The sequence below is a fragment of the Pedobacter ginsenosidimutans genome, from assembly GCF_001442625.1.
Classification (GTDB): Bacteria; Bacteroidota; Bacteroidia; order Sphingobacteriales; family Sphingobacteriaceae; genus Pedobacter; species Pedobacter ginsenosidimutans.
Map to the genome: position 1 here is coordinate 279,916 of NZ_LMZQ01000002.1, position 24,515 is coordinate 304,430.

The window sequence follows — 24,515 nt, forward strand, 5'->3', positions numbered from 1 at the left end:
TTTTGGGGTTCACTTCAAATTGACCGCTCCGCTTTTTTATATAAAACCTCGCAGGATTTCAATAAAAAGATCGTCATCTCGACTGTAGTGCAATCCCGAAGTTTCGGGAGAGAGATCTTGAACTAAAGTTATTGAATTGAAATTTAAAAGATTTCTCAGCTTCGTTGTACTTCGTTTGAAACGACGAATCTATTTAATCCCCTTTGTATAATTTTTGATGCTTTAAGCTAAACACACAGCAGTTTTTTAATTTTATCGCAAAACAGGATTATGTTTAAAAAACTATTCTTTGCGGTTGTTTTATTTACAGCTTCTTTCTCAGCATTTGGCCAAAATGCCGATTCAATTATCATTGTTAAAACCGAATGGCATAAGAACAGAATTGCCAAACAGGTGGTTTTATTCCAACATCATTTTGATCAGAAAAATCTTTTCGCTGCAAACGAAAACATTTCGTTTTTAGAAATAAAAAATACAGGCCGGAAGGCAGTTTTTGCTATTGGGGCAGAAGAAAAAGAACTGATTACCACCAGTAATTTTGGATTACGCGATACAGCAATTGCTGCGGTGAACGGCAATTTTTTCGATGTAAAAAATGGAGGGTCGGTAGATTTTGTTCGTGTTAATGGAAAAACCATTAATACTAACCACTTGGATAAAAATGGAAATCGGGCAAGGCATCAGGAAGCAGCGGTTGTAATTGAGAACGGAAAAATTTCGATCCAAAAGTGGGATGGGACAAGTGACTGGGAAACAAAACTGGCCGCTAAAGATGTTTTGTTAAACGGCCCCTTATTAACTTTAAATCATATTGATGAAAAGCTAGATACGACCGGATTTAGCCGTTTGCGCCATCCGCGTACCTGCCTGGGGATAAAGCCAAATGGGAGGGTAATTTTGTTAACTGTTGATGGAAGAAATGAAAACTCTGCAGGCATGAGTTTGTTCGAGCTAACCAAGTTAATGCGTTGGCTAGGTTGTGCCAGTGCCCTAAATTTTGATGGTGGAGGTTCTACAACTTTGTGGGTAAATGGAATGCCTGATAATGGTGTTGTCAACTATCCAACTGATAATAAAAAATGGGACCATGAAGGGCAGCGCAAAGTAGCTAACGTCATTTTGGTGAAAAAACAAGTACGGAGATAAACCTGTATCTATAACAGCATGTTTAGCTCTGGTTAAAAAAACTTATTTTAGCCAAAGATTTTTGTTGAAATGATTAAAAATACGATATACTTTTTCTTTTTTGTGCTGATGCTTTCTGCCTGTAAGTTTGGCTCTAAAACCAGCGACCCAACCTTAAGAGATTTTACTTTCGAGCCAGTAAAAGGCATCCGTTATCAAGAGGTAAAACGCCGTTTTAAAACCGGACTTTCTTTTAATGCCGAAGGTTTTATGCAAAAACCATCCTGGATCATTGAAGTGGTTAAAGAAGATACCATGTCGGCCTGGAGTCCACAGAAGCAAAGAATGCAAAAGTTCTACATGCAGTACGATCACGGAAATGTATATAATTTTGCTGCAGAATTTTTTAAAGTAAAACACATCAGTAAAGATAGTTTGGTTTTTCAGCGGATCCAGGTTGATGGAAAAGTAATTGCTTCAGATGTTCGCTCGGATGTAAATATGACTTTTTACGCACAGGATTATATTAAAAACAAACTGAAGGCAAAGGCTGCCGATCTGCAAAAACCAAGCAAGGCCGATACTGCTTTTATAGAGAAGCGTGCTGCCAAAGTTAACTTGAATAGCGATAGTGCTTTTGCAGCAACAGATCCGGTTCAGTTTATACCCAAAAGTAAAATCGTAAGGGTAGAAAAAATCAGCACGGTTGATCGGGCCAATAACAGGACCGAAGCTTACGATTATATGTTTCCGCAATATATTATCCGGATAGATCGGGCCTATAAAGATTTTGCATACCAGGCTGCAGCGGTGATAGATTTTCAGGGAAGGATACACGTAAAAACGATTTACAACGTGCTTCCCGAGAATGTTGAAGCTAAAAAAAAGGTGGCTCAGGGGATAGCAGATATCTATGTGAGAAACCTTTTTGATGTGGCTCCCGGAACAACACTCGGGATTCCGCATAATAGTGAAATTACTTTAACAATAATTGGGAAGGCAATTAAAAAGCCTTAGTAATCTGCTATTTACAAAATTTTAACGTTAAAAAAATGTTAAAATTTATTTTGATTTTAAAAATTAAAACTTACCTTGCATACTTAATTTTAATATTTAATACAATGCAAGAAGGCACAGTAAAATTCTTCAATGTAACTAAAGGTTTTGGCTTTATCGTACCTGCAAATGGCGACAGCGAAATTTTTGTTCATTCAACAGGTCTTATCGACGAAATCCGTGAAAACGACAAAGTACAGTACGAAGTTGCTAACGGTAAAAAAGGCTTAAACGCCGTTAATGTGAAAGTAATTTAATTTATTTATCATATTTACAGAGAAGGCTGCTTTCTTGCGATGGCGGCCTTTTTTTGTTTTATTTTTCGCTGTCTGAATTCATTCAGGATCTATTCTCACTTATTATGACCTACTATTTTATTGTTCCTGGTTTGGGTAATTCAGGAGCAGATCATTGGCAAACGCATTTCGAAAAATCTGGAGATCATTTTATCCGAATTAATCAGCAAGAGTGGGACTTACCCGCAAGCAAAGATTGGATTGAAACAATAGATCGGGCCATTGCTGATTATAATTTGGCCAATGTGATTTTAATTGGACATAGTTTGGGCTGTATTGCAATTGCAAATTGGGCAAAACAATATCAAAAGAAAATTAAAGGGGCTTTACTCGTTGCACCAAGTGATTTAGAAGCACCCCGATATAACTTCTCGACGGTGGGTTTTGATCACGTGCCTTTAGATAAAATAAACTTTAGAACCATTGTTGTGGCTAGTTCAAATGATGAATGGGTAACACTAGAAAGGGCTGAATTTTTTGCCGAAAATTGGGGCAGTGAATTTATTAACATCGGTAATGCTGGCCATATTAATACCGATGCTGGTTTTGGTGAATGGCCAAAGGGATTGGAAATTTTAAAAACTTTGGGGTAATATTACCTTGCTGAGTTCCCGCAGATTTCGGGAGAAGCGCAGATGAGCATAAGTCTGCGTAAATCAATTTGATCTGAGGGAGCTATTTAATCTATATCTTACTTCTGCGCAACTTTCTTCCTTAGAAACTGATCAAGAAAAATTAATCCGATCACCAGGTCTGCAAAAAGAAAGACATAAATAGCCGTAGGCGTAATGTATTTCTCTAAATTGAAATCGAAATTCACCTTCAAATCGAATTGAGGCATTTCGAGGTTAGCATTGTAAAACACATAACTTAATATGGCTAGTAGCGAGACCACGAAAAAGCCCCCAATGCTGTAAATGATCTTTTTGTCGACCTTTGTTTTCATCGCTACCGGGGCAGGAACTAAGGCAATACTTTCCATCACATTCCTGTTGAAAGACATAGAAGGTTCATCAAGATCCATCCCATCAAAAACTAAATTAAGCTTTAGCAGATCCTCGTACTGGGATTTAATCTCAGCATTCGATTCAATTTTTTCTTCGATGGCTTTTTTTGAAGAATCATCTAAATTCCCATCAATGTAATCCCAAAGCTGTTGTTCTATTGTGTTCATAGTAACTCCTTTACTTCATCTTTTAACAAATATTGTAATTTTTCTTTAAGTCTTTGCCTGGCCCTATGCAGCTTTACTTTTATCGTATTGGCTTCCATGTGCAGCGCTTCGCCAATTTCTTCTAAACTCTGTTCGCCTTTGTAAAATAGGGTAATAATAGCCGCATCGTCTGGTAAAAGCTGGGTAATGGCAATATTTAAAAAAGCATGGCTATCCTGCCGCTCATAGCCATTTGCGTTAAAGCTAGAGGTCTGGTTTTCGAGCTGTAAAATGGTGCTTTCATCATGTATCGACGTAGTATCTAAACGGTTTTTCCTTAAAAAAGTCATCGCCGTAGTATAGGTTATCGTGTACAGCCAGGTGCTAAATTTAGCTGTTTGTTTAAAGGTGCCCAACGCTTTATATGCTTTTACAAAGCAATCCTGTGCAATTTCTTCGGCATCTTCCCTGTTTTTCGAAAACCTTAAAGCAAGCGTAAATACAAATCGCTGATGGCGCTTTACCAACAAAGCATACCGATCGGTTTCGCCGTTCAATACCTTTTGGATCAGCTCTAAATCTGTAGGTTTTTGCTCCATGTTTAGCTTAAGACTACATTAAAGATAAGTAGGTTACACGTGAAATATAATTAAGGATACTTATTATTTATCCGTTGCCAGGTGAATAATGTAAATAGGTTAGTTTTTTTGGAAATGAAAGGGCAGTTTTTATCGGAGATTGCAGCCCTGCTGTCCACTGTAGTCCCGACGTGAAGTCGGGAGCTGCCGCTGCCATCAGGTTTACGAACAACATGGGTGCACCCTGCAACCTTAAAAATGAAATACTGTTTTAGCCATTTAGCCCCGGGTGAAGCGGTACCCTGCAGGCTAAGGAACAAAGCCAAAGCGTACAAGCTTAACACGGGAACCAATTCGGTTAACTGAAGAGGCACTGCGCTCCAAAAAGAAAACGATAAGCAGAAACATTCATTTTTTAGGTTTTTGGAAACGAAAGTGCGGTTTTCATTGGAGATTGCAGTCCTGCTGTTCGCTGTAGCCCTCATGCTTCGGGGCTGCCGCTGCCATCAGGTTTACGGAACAACATGGGTGCACCCTGCAACCCTAAAAATGAAATGCTGTTTTAGCCATTTAGACCCGGGTGAAGCGGTATCCTGCAGGTTTAGAAACTAAGCCGAAGCGTACAAGCGCAACACGGGAACCAACTTGATTACCTGTACAGACATTGCGCTCCAAAAAAGGAATCAACCATTTTTTTGCTCACCAGCTAATGAATATAATTAAACTTCGCAAGCGCTCGCTAATGTGAAGCAAAGAATTTCAATCCTGCAATTGATCCTATAAGCGTACAGATAAAAAATATCCGCCAAAAGGTTGCTGGTTCATTGAAATAAAAAATGCCGATAATTACCGTTCCTACGGCACCGATACCCGTCCAAACAGCATAGGCAGTTCCCATGGGTAAAGTTTGGGTTGCTTTATTTAGCAATAAGAAACTCAAAATAATACAAACAAAAAAAGCTGTACTCCATTTTATATTCGAAAAATTGTTCGATAATTTAAGGCAGGTGGTAAAGCCAACTTCAAAAAGGCCAGCAATAATTAAGATAATCCAGTTCATGATAAATGTGTTTCTGCAAATTTAAGGCACATTTATCGGACAGCATTTTACAAATGTTAAAAAATGATTTTATTTATGAGCTGCTCTTATTCTGCTCAGGGTAACCTGTGTTACACCCAGGTATGAGGCAATATGTTTTAAGGCTACTCTTTTAATCAGTTCGGGAGATTGATCTAAAAAATCCTGATAACGTTCTGCCGCCCCTTTAAAAGCCCGGTCTATTAATCTTCTTTCAGTAGCAATTAACTCGTGTTCGGCAATTTTTCTGCCCCAGTTGGCAATTTCTAAATGTTGTTCGTAAAGCAAAAAAAGATCGGTTAGCCTGATTTGAATTAAACTGCAGTTTTCCAATAGCTCAATGTTTTCGTACCCGGGGCTGTTATTAATATAGCTGTTAAAAGAAAAAAGAACTGCACCACTTTGTCCAAACCAAAAGGTTATCTGCTGGCTTTCGCCATCAGAATAGGCTCTGGCAATACCACTTTCGAGGATATAGAAATAAGGCTCTGTTTTATCTGCATAGATTAAAATCGTTCCTTTCTGATGTTCTACCCGCTTAGAAACAGCCGCTAACCTTTCTAAAGCTTCATTGCTGAGCGACTTAAAGATTTCTATATTTTTTAACTGACCGTACAAGGGAATTTTGAATGTTTGATAAAGCTATCGATTTTTTTTTCAGCAAGGGTGTAACCTGATTAAAAAGTGTGTAGTCATAATACACAGAACACGGTTCAATTTAAACAATAGAATATTTACAAATTAAAAAATTATAATCATGGAAGGTATATTAGTCCCAATCTCGCTTTTTTTAGGTGCATTCGCAATGGTATTCGGAATCCGCTACCTATCAAATAAAGAGAAAATGGCAATGATCGAGAGGGGAATCGATCCAGGTGTGCATAAGGCTACACCAAAACCGTTTTTAAGTTTAAAGTTCGGTTTACTTTTGGTTGGCCTGGGAATAGGTTTATTAGTAGCGCTCTTCACCGTTAGAGGGGTATTCGGCAGCGACATGACGCGTAGTGAACAAGGACAATCGGTAGCCATTTACTTTGGTTTCATCGGAATTTTCGGCGGACTGGGTTTAATCGTTTCTTACCTGGTAGAGAAGAAATGGCTTGATAATAACAAGTTTTAATTATTAAATAAGTCCTGCCGTCAGATGCTTTCATCTGATGCGGATCGGAGAGGAGTCAGGTTTTAGAACAAGAGGTGTTCAAAACTTGATTTCTCTTATTTTTTTTGCGCTGTGGGATATTGTGTTGTCAGATATTTCTATCTGACAAAAAAGACCAAGCATTAATATAACTGTCAGATGGTAACATCTGGCAGCACATGACTGCAAGGAATGACTTCTCTTTATTGCGGTTTGTTAATAATCGCTACGGTTAAACGGCTAATGCAGTTCATTTTTCCACGTTCATCGTAAATTTTGATTTCCCAGACCTGGGTTTTGGCCCCAATATGTAAAGGTTTGCAAATGCCTTTTACTAAACCACTTTTTACTGGCCTTAAATGGTTGGCGTTTACTTCTAAACCAACAGCAACATACTTTTCAGGATCTATACACATATAAGAAGCAATACTGCCCAAGGTTTCTGCCAAAACCACCGAGGCGCCACCGTGCAAAATCCCTGCAGGTTGATGTGTACGTTCATCAACAGGCATGGTTCCGACAATAAAATCTTCGCCAATTTCGGTAAAGCGGATATCAAGCAGCGCACCTAAATGATTTTTAGGACGGTTGTTCAGCTCATCAACCGTAAAGTTTTTAAACCACATGGTAACGGTCTTTTAAAATGTAAACATGATGGATGATATGGCCACCCACAATAAATAAAATAGATTTTACATTAATTTCCCTGCCCGAAGCAATTCCTTTTCTGTTTAGTTCTTCTTCATTTAAAGATTTAAAAAGGTATAAATTGGCTTTACGCAATGCAATAAACTCTTCAATCAGATCTTCCAGATTGCGCTCGGCAAAGCGGGCATTGGTTACATAGTCATCTTCCTCGAAACCTGGTAAAGGCTGCTGTTCTTTTCGGGCAAAACAGGTAATTCGAAAAGCAAAAACACGTTCAGCATCTATAACATGGCCTAACATTTCTTTCAGTGTCCATTTACCTTCGGCATAGGCATAATCAGCTTTATCGGCGTTTGCCCTAAACAGGGCCGGAAGGCTTTGAATCTGATCGTTTAAAATTTCGAAAATATCTCGATCTACTTTACTGATATAGGTTTCGCCCCATGTTGGATATTCGTTAGGCCGTGGTCGGTTCATATCTTAAACTGCTTTTTAATATTATTCTAAAAGTTGTGCCTTTACCCAGTTCAGAGTCTTTTACAAAAATTTCTCCACTGTGGTAATTTTCTACAATACGTTTGGTAAGCGATAAACCCAAACCCCAACCGCGCTTACGTGTAGTATAGCCAGGTTGGAAAACCGCATCGAACTTAGATCTTGGAATACCCTTTCCGGTATCGCTCACATCAATAAAAACCTGCTCTTTAGCTAAATTTTCTATAATGTTAATGGAGATCGACCCTTCGTTTTCGATAGCGTTTGCTGCATTTTTTAAAAGGTTTTCAATCACCCAATCAAATAATGGAACGTTTAACATTGCCCTTACCTGCTCATCGCCGGTAATGCTGAATTTAACCTTGTCTGAGGTACGTACTTTAAAATAGCGTATAAAATCGCTGATTACAATGTAAACTGTATGATCTTCGAGTATGGGTTTTGAACCTATTTTCGAGAAACGGTCGGTAATAATTTCCAGACGCTTAATATCGTTTTCCATTTCCGCAATCAGTGGATCATCTTCTGCATCAAATTTAGATTTCATGAGCTCTGTCCAGGCCATGAGTGATGATATTGGCGTACCCAGCTGGTGAGCCGTTTCTTTGGCCAAACCTACCCAAACATGATCTTGTTCATCTCTTCGGGCCGAACTGAATGCTGCATAAGCTGTTAAAAGGAACAGAAAGATAACACCCATTTGGATGTATGGGAAATACCTCAACTGTGTTAAAATAAAAGAGTCGCGATAGTAAGCCTTAAATTTTTTGCCCAAAAAATTCATTTCATCAGGTGGATGCTGTGCTTTCATCTGCCTCAGCTGCCTAACAAAATACAAACTATCGTAGGTGAGTTTAGCGTCTGCAACGGGATAATTGGTTTTAGTGCTGTCTAAACCAAAAAAAGAAGTAATCGCTCCTGCAGAATCGATCATGATTACAGGTGTTTTGGTGTTTGCACGTACCGTTTCTACAATTACCCGATAATCGTCATTATCGTAAAGAAACATGGCCCGTTCCTGAATTTTCACCCAAAGATGAAACTGGTCTGCCTCTTCGCGTTCCATTTTTTTTACAAAAGAATCGGTGTAAAATACTGAGGCAATGCCAATTAAGATGGCAAAAATTAGAAGGAAAAACTTCCAGCGGCGTTTCTTTTGATAAGGATTCATGCTTTAGCTAGCCAAATTACAATAACAAAACGGAAAAAACATAAAACCATTATGCTTTTTCAAAAACCTTAAAGCAATCATTTCGAATGCTTAGTAGCTTCATCACAGATGAAACACTATAAAATGGATGAAAAACATATCTTTGCAACGTCTTGCGTTTTTGCGCAGAGCGGTAAGCGCTAGAGCGCCCAACGCCTAACGCCAACCGCTCAACAAACCAATTATGGATAAGAAAGTTAGAGTAAGATTTGCCCCAAGCCCAACCGGAGGTTTGCATTTAGGTGGTGTACGCACTGCCTTGTTCAATTATTTATTTGCTAAAAAAAATAACGGAACTTTTGTACTTCGTGTAGAAGATACTGATCAAAACCGCTTTGTAGAAGGCGCCGAACAATATATTGTAAACTGTTTAGATTGGTGCGGCATTACACCAGATGAGAGTCCGGGCAATCCCGGCGCTTATGGTCCGTACCGCCAAAGCGAAAGAAAGCCGAGTTACCGGAAATTTGCCGAACAGCTGATTAGCGATGGTTATGCTTATTATGCTTTCGATACCCCAGAAGATTTAGATGCCAAACGTAAAGAAATTCCAAATTTCCAATACGGGCAGGCTACACGTATGCAGATGCGCAATTCCTTAACCCTTACCATTAGCGAGGTTGAAGAGTTACTGGCGGCCAAAACACCACATGTTATCCGCATTAAAGTACCAGCCGATGAAATTGTACATTTTAATGATTTAATCCGTGGTGATGTAAGCTTCGAAACCTCGTTGGTTGATGATAAAGTATTATTAAAAGCCGACGGAATGCCAACCTACCATTTAGCCGTTGTGGTTGATGATAAAGCAATGGAAATTAGTCATGCTTTTAGGGGAGAAGAATGGTTGCCATCGGCTCCGGTTCATATTTTACTCTGGAAATATTTAGGATGGGAGGCTGAGATGCCTGCATGGGCACATTTACCTTTAATTTTAAAACCAGATGGACACGGAAAATTAAGTAAACGCGATGGTGACCGATTAGGTTTCCCGGTTTATGCAATGAACTGGACCGATCCTAAAACCGGCGACATTACCAAAGGATTTAAAGAAATGGGTTTTATGCCCGAAGCTTTTATCAATATGCTGGCACTTTTAGGCTGGAATGATGGTACCGACCAGGAGTTATTCTCGTTAAATGAGCTGGAAGAAAAATTCTCAATAGAAAGGATTAGTAAAGCAGGGGCTAAATTCGATTTCGAAAAAGCCAAATGGTATAACCATGAGTGGATTAAACAGTCTTCAGCTGGTAGTTTACATTTGACATTTAAAGCCGAGCTCGAAAAAGCAGGTATTGAAGTAAAAGACGAAGCTTTTTTAAACACCATAATCGATTTAATTAAAGACCGCTGTACTTTATTGCCCGATTTTGTGGCACAAAGCAGTTACTTTTTTGCTTCGCCGGCAGAATATGATGTAAACTCGGTAAAGCCAAAATGGACAGCTGAAAAGGCTGATTTTTTTAATGCTTTTGCTGATCGTTTAACATTAACCGATGCGGGCACTGCCGAAGCCGCTTTTAAAGCCCTGGCAGAAGAAAAAGGCTTTAAACCAGGCGAATTGATGTTGCCTTTCCGCATTATGCTGGTAGGCGGTAAATTTGGGCCTGGTGTTTTTGATATTGCTGTGTTGTTGGGCACAACAGAAACTAAAACAAGGATAGCAAAAGCAATTGCTGTTTTTAATAGTTAGCATTTGTTCTGTGAATGCAAGAAGATCATATGGAGAAGCCGGGTTTAAAACCTGGCTTCTTTTTTTGCAATAATCCAAAAGAATAAATCAATAAAAATAATTTATACTTTAGTATAACAATTGTCCCATAATTAAGGTTATTCATTAAACTAAAGAAATAAATTATGCAATGGTTTGGTAAAGGCAGTAATAATGTAGAAGACGGAAGAAGTGGTGGCGGTGGGAAAACCATCCTCGGGGGCGGTGTAGGTATAATAATCGTGGTGCTCGGCCTAATTTTTGGAAAAGATTTAACTGGCCTAGTTAGTCAACTTCCGGCTACTACAGGCACGGAAGAAGTTAAGCAGGGCGTTCCGGCTAACGATCCACAGGCACAGTTTGTAGCGGGTGTATTAGAATCAACCGAGCAGGTATGGGATAAGGAATTTCAGGCGATGGGCAAACAGTATGAGTATCCTAAGCTCAGACTATTTAGGGATGCTGTGCAAACTGCCTGTGGCAATGCAGGAGCCAATGTAGGTCCGTTTTACTGCCCTGGCGACCATAAAGTTTATATCGATTTATCATTTTACGACGATTTAAAAAACCGTTTCGGTGCTGCCGGAGATTTTGCACAGGCTTATGTAATTGCACATGAGGTAGGCCATCATGTTCAAAATTTACTGGGAATTTCGGAAAAACTAGATCGGGCACGTGGCCAGGTGAGCGAAAAAGAATATAACCGCTTATCGGTGAAATTAGAGCTACAAGCCGATTTTTTTGCTGGACTTTGGGCGCACAATGCTCAAAACCTTAAAGATTTTAAATTGGATGAAGGAGATATAGAAGAAGCATTAACTGCTGCCAATGCCATAGGTGATGATAAATTGCAAAAACAGGCGACAGGCGATGTTCAGCCAGATTCTTTTACCCATGGCACCTCCGCACAACGGATGTATTGGTTTAAAAAAGGCTTCGAAACAGGAGATATTAGACAGGGCGATACTTTTAATTCAAACAATTTATAAAAAATAAAAACTTTTTTAAAAGTGCATTGTTTGTTTACAGTTAATGAGGTTTTTATCTCAAAACCAAACATAATTATCCCGGCTTCTTATTTGTTTTAATAAAAGATGATCCTTATAGTTGATGACAGGCCCGAAAACCTGATCTCGTTACAGAAAGTATTACAGGCACACAGTTTTGAGGTTGATACCGCATCGTCTGGCGAAGAAGCGCTGAAAAAAGTTTTAAAAAACAACTATGTCCTGATTATTCTCGATGTACAAATGCCAGATATGGATGGCTTCGAGGTAGCCGAAACCATTTCTGGTTTTAGTAAGGCAAAAGATACTGCCATTATATTTCTTTCGGCCGTAAATACAGAGCTAAAATTTATTACCAAAGGGTACCTGAGCGGTGGACTGGATTACATTACCAAACCGGTTGATATTAATGTGCTGCTCCTTAAAATAAAAACGTTTTATCGCATTTACGAGCAGAATAGAAAACTAAACGAGGTGCAGGAAAAATTGCTTGAAGAAATCGAATTCCGAAAACAGGCTGAACATAAAAAAGACGAATTTATAAGCATTGCCAGTCATGAGCTAAAAACACCTTTAACCAGTGTAAAAGGGTATATTCAGTTGTTGCAGCGCAGCCTCAACAGGGATGATAAAACCATGGCCCAGAACCATCTCGAAAAAGCGAGTACCCAGCTCGAAAAACTAAACGAATTAATTGTTGATCTGCTCGATATCTCAAAAATTGAAAGTGGAAAGATGAAGTTTAATATGAAAAGTTTTTGTGCTGATAACATGGTAAACAATGCTATCGAGATGTTGCAGCAATCTAATCCCGATTTTAAAATCAGCAAACTGGGCAAAACAGACGAAATGATATTTGGTGATGAAATGCGCTTGGAACAAGTGGTGATCAATTTTATTACGAATGCCATTAAATATGCCCCAGGTACCAATCAGGTTAATGTAACCACGAATATTAAAGATGAAAAACTTTATCTGGCCGTAAAAGATTTTGGTATTGGTATTTCAAAAGAGCAGCAGCACAAAATTTTTGATAAATTTTATCGGGTAGAAGATAACAGTAACAGGTTTAATGGCCTTGGAATAGGCTTGTATATCTGTTCGGAAATTATTAACCGCCACGGCGGCACAATTGGGGTAAACAGTGTGCCGGACGAGGGTTCTGAATTTTATTTTATCATCCCCACCACAGAAGAAGAAATCCTTAAAAACCAGATCTAATTATCCTTAATCCATATAATGAAAACAACTCTTAAAAATAATTTACGTTTGGGCCTTGGCCTGTCGCTAATTATTCTATTTATAAGTTCACTTGCCTCTTATGTAAGTATCAATAACCTGATTAAAAGTACCGAACTGGTTAAACATAGCGATGAAGTTATCTTAACTACTGAAGGTGTAATTTCTACCTTAAAAGATGCCGAAACGGGACAACGTGGCTACCTTTTAACGGGGAATAAAATATTTCTGCAGCCTTACTACGGGTCTACAGATACTGCAATGGCGGCTTTAAATAGGATTGAGGCCCAAACAAAGGATAATGTGGTTCAACAAAAAAATGTTGCAGAATTAAAAAACATCATGGCCCGCAGGCTCAATATCATTACCTCAACAATCGAAATTAAATCGTTGGGTGGGCAGATCGATCCAACGGTACTATTAGAAGGCAAAACCTATATGGATCAGGCCCGTAATGTAGTTAACCGCATGGTAAAAGAAGAGCGCAGATTACTCGAAAGCCGTACTGTAGAGCTAAACAAACTTACGGCTTATACGCCAATCCTGATTTTAATTGCAGCTATTCTGGCTATACTCATCACGCTGTTTTTCTACAGAAAAGTATCAATCGACTTCGATGAACGTGTTAAACTTCAGCAAGAAATTGAAGATAAAAAATACGAGATGGAGAAACGTATTGTAGCCATTAAGGAAATTGCCTATCAAATTTCTAGCGGTAATTATGGCGTAAAACTCGATAGCCAAACCCAGGATGATATTGGCGAACTTGCTGATTCGTTGAATACAATGTCATCATCATTGAAAAAATCTTTCGATACATTAGAAGAGAACGAATGGTTGCAAACTGGTGTAGCTAACTTAAATGTAAAAATGGTTGGCGAAAAAGATGTTTTCCATTTAGCAGAAGATATTATTGAGTTTTTGGCCAATTATACCAAAAGCCAGATTGGTGCCCTTTATTTATTTAAAGACGATGGATACCTGCATTTAAAAGGGCAATATGCTTTGCAAGGACAAAATCTAACCCAAACCATAGAACTTGGCCAAGGTTTAATCGGTCAGGCGGTTAAAACAGGTAGGCCTATATTACTTGATGATGTTCCACAGAACGAATTAACCATTACACACGCTACCGGAAATATTAGACCAGCACAGTTAATTGTACTCCCAATTATTAGAAATGAAATTTCAATAGGCGGTTTAGAATTAGGCACTATCGGTAAATACAGCGACCTGCAGTTACACTTTTTAAACTTGGTTTTATCTGATGTGGGTACCGCATTGTTGGGCGCACAGAACAGACAAAAGCTTCAGCAGTTATTAGAAGAAACGCAGGCACAATCAGAAGAGTTGCAGGTTCAGCACAATGAGTTAGAAGGCTTAAATGCGGAGTTAGAAGCACAGGCACAGAAACTTCAGGCCAGTGAAGAAGAATTACGTGTACAGCAAGAAGAATTGTTGCAAAGCAACCAGGAGCTGGAAGAAAGAAGCAGTTTGTTAGAAGAAAAAAATGAACTGATTGAAGAGCGCAATATAGAAATTCAGCAAAAAGCAGAAGCTTTAGAACTGAGTACGAGGTACAAATCAGAATTTTTGGCCAATATGTCGCACGAGTTAAGAACACCACTTAATTCGATATTGTTATTATCAAGATTAATGGCCGAAAATGAGGCTATGGACCGCGAGCATCAGGAATATGCAGAGGTTATCCAAAGTTCTGGTCAGGGTCTTTTAAGTTTAATAGATGAAATTTTAGATCTTTCTAAAATTGAAGCAGGCAAAATGGAGCTCGATAGAACAAATATTAAGGTTGATGAGATCATCTTTAATATGCGTTCGTTGTTTAATCCTTTGGCTAAAGATAAGAACCTAAATTTTGTTATCGAAAAATCGGCAGAAGTTCCTGAGTTTTTCCATACCGATAAAATGCGCTTAGAGCAGATTATTAAAAACCTGTTATCAAACGCAATTAAATTTACTAGCGTAGGTGCGGTAACCCTAAATATTAATAAGAATGAAAAGTTAGGCGCGCTGGTATTTAAAGTTACCGATACGGGCGTAGGTATTGCACCCGAAAAGCAAGGCATGGTATTCGAAGCCTTTCAACAGGCCGATGGCTCTACTCGTCGCAAATTTGGTGGCACAGGCCTTGGACTTTCAATTAGTAGAGAGCTGGCCAAACTATTGGGTGGGTATATTGATTTAAAGAGCACAGAGGGTGAAGGAAGTATTTTTACACTTACCTTACCCATTGATAAAAATAAAGGTTTTGATGGCGCTGTACCTCAGGTAGAGAAACCTGTAATCGCCTTAGAGACTCCGGTAAAAAAAGTGAGCCACTTAACGGTCGAGAATATTCCGCAAGAGGTTGAAGATGACCGGGATAATATTCAGCCTGATGATAAGGTAATTTTAATTGTTGAAGACGATACCCCTTTTGCCAAAACACTTTTAGATTTTACCCGAAAAAGAAATTATAAAGGTTTGGTTGCCGTTCGTGGCGATGCAGGTATTGAAATGGCGAAAACCTTTAAGCCTCTTGCCATTTTACTCGATATCCAATTGCCTGTTAAAGATGGTTGGCAGGTAATGGAAGAGCTGAAATCGGATCCTTCAACACGTCCAATTCCAGTACACATCATGTCTTCTTTACAGGTTAAGAAAGAAAGTTTGTTAAAGGGCGCGGTAGATTTTATAAATAAACCTTTTGCCTTTGAGCACATGCAGGAAATATTCTCAAAACTAGAGCATGCGTTAAGCCGTCACCCTAAAAAGGTACTTATTGTAGAAGAAAATGAACAACATGCCAAGGCATTAAGTTATTTTTTAAGCAATTTTAATATCCAGACAGAAATTGTTAACCAGGTAAACGAAAGTGTTTCTGCGCTGCATAAGCCGGAGGTTAACTGCGTGATTTTGGATATGGGTATTCCTGATAAACATGCTTACGAAACCCTCGAAGTGGTAAAGAAAACACCTGGTTTAGAGAATTTACCGATCATCATTTTCACCGGTAAAAACCTTTCAAAGGGAGAAGAAAACCGCATCAAGCAATATGCTGATTCCATCGTTGTAAAAACGGCGCATTCTTATCAACGTATTTTGGACGAAGCAGGCCTGTTCCTTCATCTGGTAGAAGAAAAAAGCAAGGAGAAAAGCAAAACACCTAAAAAGTTTTCCGAATTACAGGATGTATTAGTCGGTAAAACGGTTCTGGTAGCGGATGATGATGTACGTAATATCTTTTCCTTAACGAAAATGTTAGAGCAGCACCAGATGAAAGTGGTAGCAGCTACTGATGGTAAGGAAGCCCTCAAGCTATTAAATGAAAACCCTGAAATTGATGTTGTTTTAATGGATATGATGATGCCAGAATTAGATGGTTACGAAACTACAACAGCTATCAGACAGGATATCAAATATAGGAACCTGCCTATTTTGGCCGTTACGGCAAAAGCCATGATGGGCGATCGCGAAAAGTGTATTGCTGCAGGCGCATCTGATTATATCAGCAAACCGGTAGATATGGATCAGCTGATATCGTTATTAAGGGTTTGGTTATACGAAAATCATCATAAATCATAAACCATTTTTTATTTTTATGCCTCAAAAATTAATTCTCATAATTGATGATGATAACCGAAACATTTTTGCTTTAAAAGCTGTTTTAAAGGCCAAAGGTTTCGATTGTTTATCTGCTATAAGTGCCCAGGAGGGTTTTTCTATTATGGAGAAACACGACAATGTTGCCATCGTTTTAATGGATATGATGATGCCGGATATGGATGGCTATCAGGCTATTGCAGCCATGAAAAAATCAGCTAAAATGCAGAATATACCTGTACTAGCGGTAACTGCCCAGGCCATGGTTGGCGATAAGGAACGTTGCTTAAGCGCAGGCGCATCAGGCTATGTTTCAAAACCGATAAATGTTGACGAGTTATTAATGCAAATCGAAAATTTTACAAAATAACAGGTGATAAGTGATGCGATAGATAACGAACAGGTAGAAATCCTGTTGAATGATGTTTTGGAAAGCCATGGATATGATTTTCTGGAATATTCTCATGCATCAATAAAAAGAAGAATTATACGTCTTTACGGACTGGATAATTTTGTAAGTTTCGCCGAATTTCGTTACACGGTTAAAACAGATAAGCAATATTTTAAGCGTTTTTTAGAGGAAATTACGGTTAATGTTACCGAAATGTTCCGCGATCCTTCTTTTTATAAATCTTTGCGGAACGATGTCCTCCCTGTGTTGGGTACCTATCCGTTTATCCGTATTTGGGTGGCAGGTTGTTCTACCGGGGAAGAGGCTTATTCGCTTGCCATTGTTTTAAAAGAACTTAATCTGCTTAATAAATCGCTTATTTATGCCACCGATATTAATCCATCGGTTTTAGATAAAGCAAAAAAAGGAATGTTTCCCTTAAATTATTTAAAGCAGTATTCCGAAAATTACCTGCAATCGGGTGGTTTAAAAGATTTTTCTACTTATTACACGGCGAATTACTCTTTGGCAAAATTTGATGAAAGCTTAAATAGTAAGATGATCTTTTCTACGCATAATTTGGTTTCCGATCATTCCTTTAATGAGTTTCAGCTAATTTTATGTAGAAATGTATTAATTTATTTCGATAAAGACTTGCAGCATAAAGTATTTAACCTATTTGATGGTAGCATCGAGAAATTAGGGTACCTTGCTTTAGGAAGTAAAGAAAGTTTGGAATTTTGGCCAAAAGCCAAAGAATACAAAAGGGTTAAAATGGAAAAAATATGGCGGAAACTGTAGATTCTACGCCTTGTGGTGCATTAATTATTGGCGGTTCGGCCGGTAGTTTAGATGTGTTGCTCGAAATTTTTCCTGCCCTAAGGAACGATATTGGTTTTCCTATTGTATTAGTGATCCACCGTAAGGCAAGTAACGAATCTCTTTTAACCGATTTGCTAAAATCGCGTACTACACTGGAGGTTAGTGAAGCAGAAGAAAAAGAGTTTTTAAGCCCGGGCAAAGTTTTCATCGCCCCTGCAGATTATCACATGCTGATAGAAGAAGACCAAAGCATATCTTTAGATTATTCGGAAAAAGTAAATTATTCCCGGCCATCAATTGATGTTACCTTTCAGTCAGCAGCTGAGGTTTTTAGAGAAAAACTAGTCTGTATTTTACTTTCAGGATCTAATGCAGATGGAGTAGAAGGGTTAAAAAGCGCAAACAATTTTAGAGGTAGGGTGGTTATACAGAATCCAAATACGGCCATAATGCCGTATATGCCACAACAGGCGGTTCTGAATGTTGAGCCGCATTTGATATTGGATAGCCACGATATGGCTGATTATATAAATAAGTTAAATGATTAATTGCTTTTCGGAGGTTAATATGGTAGTTACAAAAAAAGTATTTGTTTTTGATGATAATAGGGATATCCTTGATCTCTGTACATTTATTTTGGAAGATGCCGGGTATGAGATAAAAACATCCGAAAATGCCAATAACATAGAAGAACAGGTTGCAGCATATATGCCTGATTTGATTTTTATGGATAATTGGTTGCCCGATCTGGGAGGCATACAGGCTACTAAGGCATTAAAAAACCACCCTGATTTAAAACATATTCCAGTAATTTATTTTTCGGCCAATAATGATATATCTTCATTAGCCGATGAAGCTGGTGCCGATAGTTACCTATCGAAACCGTTTGATATTGCTGCACTCGAAGAAATTGTGAAAAAACATTTGAGTTAGCGCCGAAGACTCACGAAGTTTCAAATGGCTGGTGTGCAGGAAAAACTTCGTAAGTCTAGTATGAGCCCTGTTAAACTTCCGAAGTTTTTTAGGGCTCGAAATGATGACTTTTTTTAATTCTTGGGAATACCCTATCTGTTATTCCTTACCCCAAATCCTTGTATTCAGATCCAGCTCCTTAACAATATCATACATAAACTTTATGGTGGAGATATCTTCATTTACCGTTTCCGGACTTAGCAATGATTTAAAAACAGGTGCTTCGAAATAGTTCCGGTTCAGCGGGAAAGCGATATACATCCTCGATTCGATAAAGGATAAACTGATGTTATATTTTGTTTGATGGTTGAGGTTTAATATCCGCTCCATCATGGCAGGTGTAAGGATGTATCTGGATTCGACCTGATCGGAGCCATAAGTCACAAAAGTCTTATCAAAGTCTACATTTTCCAGTTGAATAACATCGTTACTACCAAAAGAAAACAGATTTTTTGAAAACCATGCGCCAAAAGCTGCTCCGAAATCTTTTGGCCTGACAATGGTTACACCATTAAATTTCTTGTTAAAATCGGCAGCAAAGATAATTCCTCTAAAGATGTCGTGCCACTCTGTTCGGGTTCCGTCTTTTGTTTGGGTTACTGTTTTATATTCAGCATGTACCTCAGCAAAGTAAAACCTGGTTTTATCAGCACATCCAGTTACCAGATCCTCTGTTTTATAGCGATCGGGCTCATTGCTAAACAACTGTGTGTACATAAACTCCGATGCTTCAATTCCCTGGTAGGGATTAATTGATAAGCTTTCGTCTAAAAATTTAAGGGCAGCACCAATTACATTGGTTTTGTAGGCATTTTGGTAAGCTGTTAAAGAATCGTTGATCTTAAATAGCAAAACACCGCCGTAAATAAGAGGTATTAAGCCACCAATTACACCAGGAATAGGAAAGCCTAGGACAAAACCCAGAATACAGAGTAGAATACCCGCAGCGATAAAAATATAACCTTTGGTTTGGGTACCGGCAATTCTTTTACGCTCTACCTCCATTGTAGCCAAAACTTGCTGTAAGGCTACATTACTTGCAATATCGAACGACATTAATTATTGAAAAGTTCTTTAGCGCTAATGTTTTTACGTTCCTCGGCTGCGGTTTCTAAAACGGCAATAGGCTGGAAGTTTAACATTCCGGCAAATAAACTTCCCGGAAACATCATAATCGAATTGTTATAATCGGTTACCGAAGCATTATAGGTTCTTCTGGCAGCGGCAATCTGTTCTTCGCTTTCGGTCCAGGTGGTTTGCAGGTTAATAAAGTTGGTATTGGCTTTTAAATCAGGGTAATTTTCGATGTTAACCATTAAACCTTTCACACTGCTGCTCAATTGTGCATCTAAATCTGCTTTTTCTGCATTGCTGATGTCAGGGGAGCCTGCTTTGGATCTCAGTTCAACTATTTTGGTCAAGGTTCCCTGCTCGTAAGTAGTATACTGTTTTACCACTTCAACAAGATTTGGAATAAGATCGAACCGTTTTTTTAACATTACATCAATGGCCGAGAAGGCATTGGTTACCTGGTTTTTCTTCCCGATAAGCGAGTTGTAAAAGAAAATCCCGATAAGGAATATAAATCCGATAATAACGAGGGCAATAATCATAATTTTAGTTTAAGGTTTAGAGAATAAAGATAAGAAAAGGTTACAAAATGTTATCGCTTTTCATTTTGTTCCCGTTCACGTCTTATCCGCCGCTCTAAGCGCTTCTGTTTCCTTTGCATATGATTGGCCCGCATGGCTTTAAACTTTGCAATATGCTCACGTACTTCATTCTGCTTTTCTTCCGTAATACCGATGCTATATTTTATGCCTGTAAAAAGGCTCTTCCAGATCATATTAAAGAAAGATGTATTTGCCGGCCTGCTGTAATTTACAGTTACAGGTACCAGCTTTCCATCTGGACCGGGGTTTTCTGATTTGATAATTAAAGCATTTGCCAAGAAAGAAAGAAAACCGCGGGTAACCAGGTGATCTTTTTCGGGATCGTTTTTCATCAGCGCTACAGAAAGATCATAGTAGGAGAACGCTACTGTCCCTTTTGCACCTAAATCGTTAGCTTTAAAATTGAACTTCAATTTATCTACACTCCCGCGGTTAATGCGGACCAAGCCTAAGGGTTTGGTAATCTGATTTAAAACCCGCGCATTAAAATTGTGTAAAACCCCATTGTAAGAAAAGGCACCATCTTTAGCGGTAAGATCAAATATAAAGTTTACATCAAGCTTGCCCTGCCCAAATAGGTAAGTGTTTAGGTTAACCTCCATAATGGGGTTTATGGCTTTAATTTTATCGAGGTTGGTGGCATTTTTTATAATGCCCGAGGTATGCTCAAAACTAATCTGCCCTTTTTGGTTACTCTCATTATTGTAAACCGCGTAATTCACATTTATATCCTTCAGCTGAATTTTCTGGACCAGAATAGGTGCATTAACAAGCTGCAAAAGCTGATGGGGAAACTTTCCGATTTTGCTTTCCTGATGTTTTTTGGGGAGGCCGTTATGGTTAAATACCGAAACGAAACCATTGGTAATGGCCATTTCCTTTGCCCAAAGTTCTTGTTTGCTAATGTATAAAGGCAAATCAATTCCATTAAGCATAATGTCGCTCATCTTGATGTTGAAACGTTCCTTCGCAAAGCCGGCAACCTTGCCAAAGTTCATCTCATCGTGCAGTGGTACCAAAGCAAAACTGTTAACCCTTAACTTACCTGTTGTTGCCCTGAAATCCAGTTTATCTAATTGGATATCGTACATCTTGTCTGGCGTATGGTATACATAGTTATTCAGATTGATCACAATATCTTTAAGCAGATAAAATCTTGTAGGATCTTCAGCAGAGGTAGAATCTACCAGCAGGTCGGTTAAGGTAATGTTGAGGTCATCAATAGAGAAAGGTACTGAATTGGCTATGTTCTTATTGATGTATTTAAAACTTACATCCTTAAACCTGATGCTTTTGATGCTAAACTCTTTCAGGTTTTTAGAGATGATATCGTAAGGCGATTTAATGGGCCTGGGCGCACGCCCCTCATTAAAAGCAAATTGCTGGTTAAGCATTGTTACCTCAGGTTTGTCAAATATGATTTCTTCCAGCTGAAGTTTTTTTTCTCGGTACAAGGTTAGTGGGTGGAAGTGCTTTACTACCAGTTTTTTTAAAGAAACCGTATATAAATTATTTGGAGCTCTTTTTAAGGCTATGAGTTGCTTAAACCGATTGGTATCAGGTATTATTTTTACGTTCTGTAAAGTGGCATTGCCCGTAAAAACATTGGTAGAAACCTTGGTAAAACTAATGGTATATAAACTATCGGTTGATTTATATAGGAGTGTTTTGATCCTATCGGTTAAAATAGGGCGCGACTTAACATTTAACAACCATGCTATACCTGCAAGTACGATAAAAACAATGAGTAATGTACACGCAATCCATTTAAAAACTTTATAACGGTATTTTCTGGTATCAGGCATTAAAAAATGAGCGGCTGTGGTTTTATTAGCAATATACGGTTATAAACATATATTTGAAAAATGTAAGATCAGTTTTTTTCTCTTCGGGCCTTTCGCGCTGCTTTTCTGTCTGCCCGTTTTTGTTCCCTTATTTTTTTTGCGATTACTTTTTGCTGTTTTACCGGATTCTTTTCGGGTACCACACCAACGCCTACAATATCCTTTATGCCTACAAAAACGGTTTTCCACATTAGGTTAAAAAAGGATGCCGAATTAATTCTGGTATTGGCCATGCCTGCTGTTCTTGGCGCTTCGCCTTTTTGTGGATTTTCATTTTTAACTAAAATGGCATTAGCCAAAAAGGACAAAAACCCTTTTTCCTTGGTTCCCTCTCCATCAATATTGTCTGATAAGAGCTTTACCTTCAGGTTTGTGTATAGCATGTTTATCTTACCCGATGCAGCTCTTAAATTTCCGTTTGCACTAAAATCGATATGTTGTACATCGCCGCTTTCTATTTCTATTAAACCCAGGGCTTTCGATAGTGGGTTTAAGTTTTTCAGATCAAACTTCCCAAGCTTCCCGCTGTAGGTAAATGCACCATTATTATCGGTAAGGTTAAAATCGATTTTTACATTCAGCTTCCCGGCGCCCATTAAAAGCGCGTTTAAATCGGCTAAAGCATGGTTCTTTTTACGCAATTGTAAACTATCGTTGGTTACGTTTAAAATGTTTCCTGTTAGTGCTTTAAAATCAACCGATCCAATTTTTTTACTCGCCGGGTTAAATTCAGCATATCTAACATTAATGTTTCTGAGCTTTACCGTATCGATCAGGGTAGGCATGTTTAATCTTTTTAGGGCCATGTGTGGGTAGTTTCGGCCTTTATCAAGGCCTGGTGGCGGCGGCGATTCGCGGCTCATAAAAACTTCTACATTTGCGGGGCCAATCCTCAGCGATTTTGCATGCAGTTTCTGGTCGGTATTTAAACCAATAAAGTCAACCCCGTTAAATTCTATTTTATCAAAACTGAGGTTATACCGGTCTTTCTGGATCTTGTATTTTCTTGCAAAAGTAAGCTCATCGTACAATGGTGTAAGTTTAAATCCTTTAACCGTTATTTTTTTTGATGCAGTAGAACCTTTAATGGTATCAACTTTCATTGAGTACATTTTATCTTTCGTTATCGATTTATAGCCCGCAATCTGAAAAGATGCATCTTTTGTATAGTAAAATCTTGTTGTATCATTGCCCGAAAGCGAATCCAACAAGAAATCGTTAATGTTAATATCGAGGTGTTTGATCGAGTTTTTGATTTTTTTTGCTGCGGTTTTGTTGATATAATCGAAATCTGCATCTATAATTTTAATGCTTTTAACATGTACCGATTTAAAAGTTTTCGAAATCTGTTCGTAAAGCGATTTTTCATCTTTTATGCTATCGGGTTTCCTGGTTACTTTGTTAAAAATCATATTGATAGATGGCTTTTGTAAAAGGATTTCATTTACATCTATCCGCTTTTTAAAGTAGGCCGTTAATATTCCAACACGGCTAATCTGCAGTTTCTTCAATTTAAGCTCGAAAGTATGGGCAGGCGCCAATTGTATTTTCCTTAAGCTGTCGAAGACGGAAGTATCGGGTATTAGTGTAACATCACGCAGTGCCAGGCTACCTGTAATTATATTTAAATTAATGCTTTTAAAATCTATCCGGTACAGGTGGTGGGAGCCATTATAAACCCCAGACTTAATTTTTTCGGTTAATATAGGTTTCCATCGGGCGCTTAAAAACATGGCGCCAAATGCAACAACTAAAATCAATATACCGAATATGCTTCCTATCCAGATCCAAACTTTATTTCTATGCTGAGCTGTCATTTATTATGGCTTATCGATACGTAACAGATAGAAGAGCGAAAGGTTTTTTCAGGGCTAAGGCAAAAGACTAAAGCCGAAAGACCAATAAGGAAGAATGATGAAATATTTTTTGGAGCGCAGGTGCAGTACAAGAAACACCGTTTGTTCCTTTGCTACGCTTGTACGCTTTGGCCGTCGTGCCTCCGGACCTGCAGGGTACCGCTTCGCCAAGGGCTAGATGGGTTAGGACGGTGGTATGGAAACCCCTCATAGTAGCAAGGACAGTTGTAATCTAAACCCGACCTTAGCGGGATGCCACAATTTTTTCAATTGGGGCAGAAGCGAGGGCGGGGCTACAGTCCCCTATAGGCACCGAAGCCTACATTTCCAAAAACATCCTGACTTATTTTATAAAAGGGAATTATTAATTTTTTGGAGCGCAGGTGCAGTGCAAGAAACACCGTTTGTTCCTTTGCTACGCTTGTACGCTTTGGCCGTCGTGCCTCCGGGCCTGCAGGGTACCGCTTCGCCAAGGGCTAGATGGGTTAGGACGGTGGTATGGAAACCCCTCATAGTAGCAGGAATAGCTGCAGCCTACCCATGACACCGAAGCCTACATTTCCAAAAACTTTTTATTCAACTATATAAAATATGGATTAATTGGGGCTGCTAACTGTCTT

24 protein-coding genes are annotated in these 24,515 nt (G+C 38.6%); 13 read left to right on the forward strand and 11 right to left on the reverse strand.

The window, feature by feature from the left end:
* Positions 1–270: 270 nt before the first annotated feature.
* The 4 genes from ASU31_RS03805 to ASU31_RS03820 all read left to right on the forward strand — a co-directional run bounded on the left by ASU31_RS03805 (position 271) and on the right by ASU31_RS03820 (position 3,070).
* A complete protein-coding gene (locus ASU31_RS03805; protein ID WP_057931058.1) occupies positions 271–1,146 on the forward strand; it encodes a phosphodiester glycosidase family protein in 876 nt (291 codons plus the stop codon).
* Between the two features lie 69 nt (positions 1,147–1,215).
* Positions 1,216–2,142, forward strand: coding sequence for a hypothetical protein (locus ASU31_RS03810; protein ID WP_057931059.1), 927 nt, complete (start codon positions 1,216–1,218; stop codon positions 2,140–2,142).
* Positions 2,143–2,246: 104 nt separating this feature from the next.
* Positions 2,247–2,438, forward strand: a complete 192-nt coding sequence (locus tag ASU31_RS03815; RefSeq protein ID WP_025141747.1) for a cold-shock protein — start codon at positions 2,247–2,249, stop codon at positions 2,436–2,438.
* 104 nt (positions 2,439–2,542) lie between these two features.
* A complete protein-coding gene (locus ASU31_RS03820; RefSeq protein WP_057931060.1) occupies positions 2,543–3,070 on the forward strand; it encodes an RBBP9/YdeN family alpha/beta hydrolase in 528 nt (175 codons plus the stop codon).
* 98 nt (positions 3,071–3,168) lie between these two features.
* Here the strand turns inward: ASU31_RS03820 and ASU31_RS03825 are convergent, their stop codons facing one another.
* From ASU31_RS03825 to ASU31_RS03845, 4 genes are all read right to left on the reverse strand, one after another.
* Positions 3,169–3,651: an anti-sigma factor family protein gene (locus ASU31_RS03825; RefSeq protein WP_057931061.1), complete on the reverse strand. Its 483-nt coding sequence runs from the start codon at positions 3,649–3,651 to the stop codon at positions 3,169–3,171.
* Positions 3,648–4,229 (reverse strand): RNA polymerase sigma factor, encoded by a 582-nt coding sequence (locus tag ASU31_RS03830; RefSeq protein WP_057931062.1) that lies wholly within the window; start codon positions 4,227–4,229, stop codon positions 3,648–3,650. The genes ASU31_RS03825 and ASU31_RS03830 overlap by 4 nt, the downstream gene beginning before the upstream one ends.
* A 718-nt stretch (positions 4,230–4,947) precedes the next feature.
* On the reverse strand, positions 4,948–5,268 hold the full coding sequence (locus tag ASU31_RS03840) for a DMT family transporter (RefSeq protein ID WP_057931064.1): 321 nt from the start codon (positions 5,266–5,268) through the stop codon (positions 4,948–4,950).
* Between the two features lie 69 nt (positions 5,269–5,337).
* Positions 5,338–5,904, reverse strand: coding sequence for a Crp/Fnr family transcriptional regulator (locus tag ASU31_RS03845; RefSeq protein ID WP_057931065.1), 567 nt, complete (start codon positions 5,902–5,904; stop codon positions 5,338–5,340).
* A gap of 139 nt (positions 5,905–6,043) precedes the next feature.
* Here ASU31_RS03845 and ASU31_RS03850 point away from each other — a divergent pair, with 139 nt between their 5' ends.
* Positions 6,044–6,406 carry a DUF6249 domain-containing protein gene (locus ASU31_RS03850; protein WP_057931066.1) on the forward strand — a complete coding sequence of 121 codons (363 nt, stop codon included), beginning with the start codon at positions 6,044–6,046 and terminating at the stop codon, positions 6,404–6,406.
* A 221-nt stretch (positions 6,407–6,627) separates the two neighbouring features.
* On the opposite strand, the gene ASU31_RS03855 is transcribed toward ASU31_RS03850, so the two are convergent.
* From ASU31_RS03855 to ASU31_RS03865, 3 genes are read right to left on the reverse strand one after another with little or no spacing between them, the layout of a single operon-like run.
* Complete coding sequence (locus tag ASU31_RS03855; protein ID WP_057931067.1) at positions 6,628–7,050, reverse strand: hotdog fold thioesterase; 423 nt, start codon at positions 7,048–7,050, stop codon at positions 6,628–6,630.
* Positions 7,040–7,549 carry a DinB family protein gene (locus ASU31_RS03860; RefSeq protein WP_057931068.1) on the reverse strand — a complete coding sequence of 170 codons (510 nt, stop codon included), beginning with the start codon at positions 7,547–7,549 and terminating at the stop codon, positions 7,040–7,042. Before ASU31_RS03860 ends, ASU31_RS03855 begins: the two co-directional genes overlap by 11 nt.
* Positions 7,530–8,738, reverse strand: coding sequence for a sensor histidine kinase (locus ASU31_RS03865; protein WP_057931069.1), 1,209 nt, complete (start codon positions 8,736–8,738; stop codon positions 7,530–7,532). Before ASU31_RS03865 ends, ASU31_RS03860 begins: the two co-directional genes overlap by 20 nt.
* Positions 8,739–8,961: 223 nt before the next feature.
* Between ASU31_RS03865 and gltX the strand changes: the two genes are divergently transcribed.
* From gltX to ASU31_RS03905, 8 genes are all read left to right on the forward strand, one after another.
* Positions 8,962–10,470 (forward strand): glutamate--tRNA ligase, encoded by a 1,509-nt coding sequence (gene gltX, locus ASU31_RS03870; protein WP_057931070.1) that lies wholly within the window; start codon positions 8,962–8,964, stop codon positions 10,468–10,470.
* A 164-nt stretch (positions 10,471–10,634) separates the two neighbouring features.
* Positions 10,635–11,477, forward strand: a complete 843-nt coding sequence (ypfJ, locus tag ASU31_RS03875) for a KPN_02809 family neutral zinc metallopeptidase (protein ID WP_057931071.1) — start codon at positions 10,635–10,637, stop codon at positions 11,475–11,477.
* 105 nt (positions 11,478–11,582) lie between these two features.
* Positions 11,583–12,716 carry a hybrid sensor histidine kinase/response regulator gene (locus tag ASU31_RS03880; RefSeq protein ID WP_057931072.1) on the forward strand — a complete coding sequence of 378 codons (1,134 nt, stop codon included), beginning with the start codon at positions 11,583–11,585 and terminating at the stop codon, positions 12,714–12,716.
* Between the two features lie 18 nt (positions 12,717–12,734).
* Positions 12,735–16,319: a response regulator gene (locus ASU31_RS03885; protein ID WP_057931073.1), complete on the forward strand. Its 3,585-nt coding sequence runs from the start codon at positions 12,735–12,737 to the stop codon at positions 16,317–16,319.
* A 16-nt stretch (positions 16,320–16,335) separates the two neighbouring features.
* Entirely contained in the window at positions 16,336–16,707 is a 372-nt protein-coding gene (locus ASU31_RS03890; RefSeq protein ID WP_057931074.1) for a response regulator, read from the forward strand.
* Between the two features lie 3 nt (positions 16,708–16,710).
* Positions 16,711–17,529, forward strand: coding sequence for a CheR family methyltransferase (locus tag ASU31_RS03895; protein WP_057931075.1), 819 nt, complete (start codon positions 16,711–16,713; stop codon positions 17,527–17,529).
* Entirely contained in the window at positions 17,514–18,098 is a 585-nt protein-coding gene (locus tag ASU31_RS03900) for a chemotaxis protein CheB (RefSeq protein WP_057931076.1), read from the forward strand. The genes ASU31_RS03895 and ASU31_RS03900 overlap by 16 nt, the downstream gene beginning before the upstream one ends.
* Positions 18,091–18,483, forward strand: a complete 393-nt coding sequence (locus tag ASU31_RS03905) for a response regulator (RefSeq protein WP_245224463.1) — start codon at positions 18,091–18,093, stop codon at positions 18,481–18,483. The genes ASU31_RS03900 and ASU31_RS03905 overlap by 8 nt, the downstream gene beginning before the upstream one ends.
* Before the next feature lie 138 nt (positions 18,484–18,621).
* Here the strand turns inward: ASU31_RS03905 and ASU31_RS03910 are convergent, their stop codons facing one another.
* From ASU31_RS03910 to ASU31_RS03925, 4 genes are all read right to left on the reverse strand, one after another.
* Positions 18,622–19,578: a DUF3137 domain-containing protein gene (locus ASU31_RS03910; RefSeq protein ID WP_057931077.1), complete on the reverse strand. Its 957-nt coding sequence runs from the start codon at positions 19,576–19,578 to the stop codon at positions 18,622–18,624.
* Complete coding sequence (locus ASU31_RS03915; protein WP_057931078.1) at positions 19,578–20,135, reverse strand: LemA family protein; 558 nt, start codon at positions 20,133–20,135, stop codon at positions 19,578–19,580. The genes ASU31_RS03910 and ASU31_RS03915 overlap by 1 nt, the downstream gene beginning before the upstream one ends.
* Before the next feature lie 50 nt (positions 20,136–20,185).
* Entirely contained in the window at positions 20,186–22,000 is a 1,815-nt protein-coding gene (locus ASU31_RS03920; RefSeq protein WP_057931079.1) for a hypothetical protein, read from the reverse strand.
* 68 nt (positions 22,001–22,068) lie between these two features.
* The gene (locus ASU31_RS03925; RefSeq protein WP_057931080.1) at positions 22,069–23,856 is read right to left on the reverse strand and encodes an AsmA family protein; all 1,788 of its coding nucleotides are present in this window, start codon (positions 23,854–23,856) and stop codon (positions 22,069–22,071) included.
* Between the last annotated feature and the right edge of the window lie 659 nt (positions 23,857–24,515).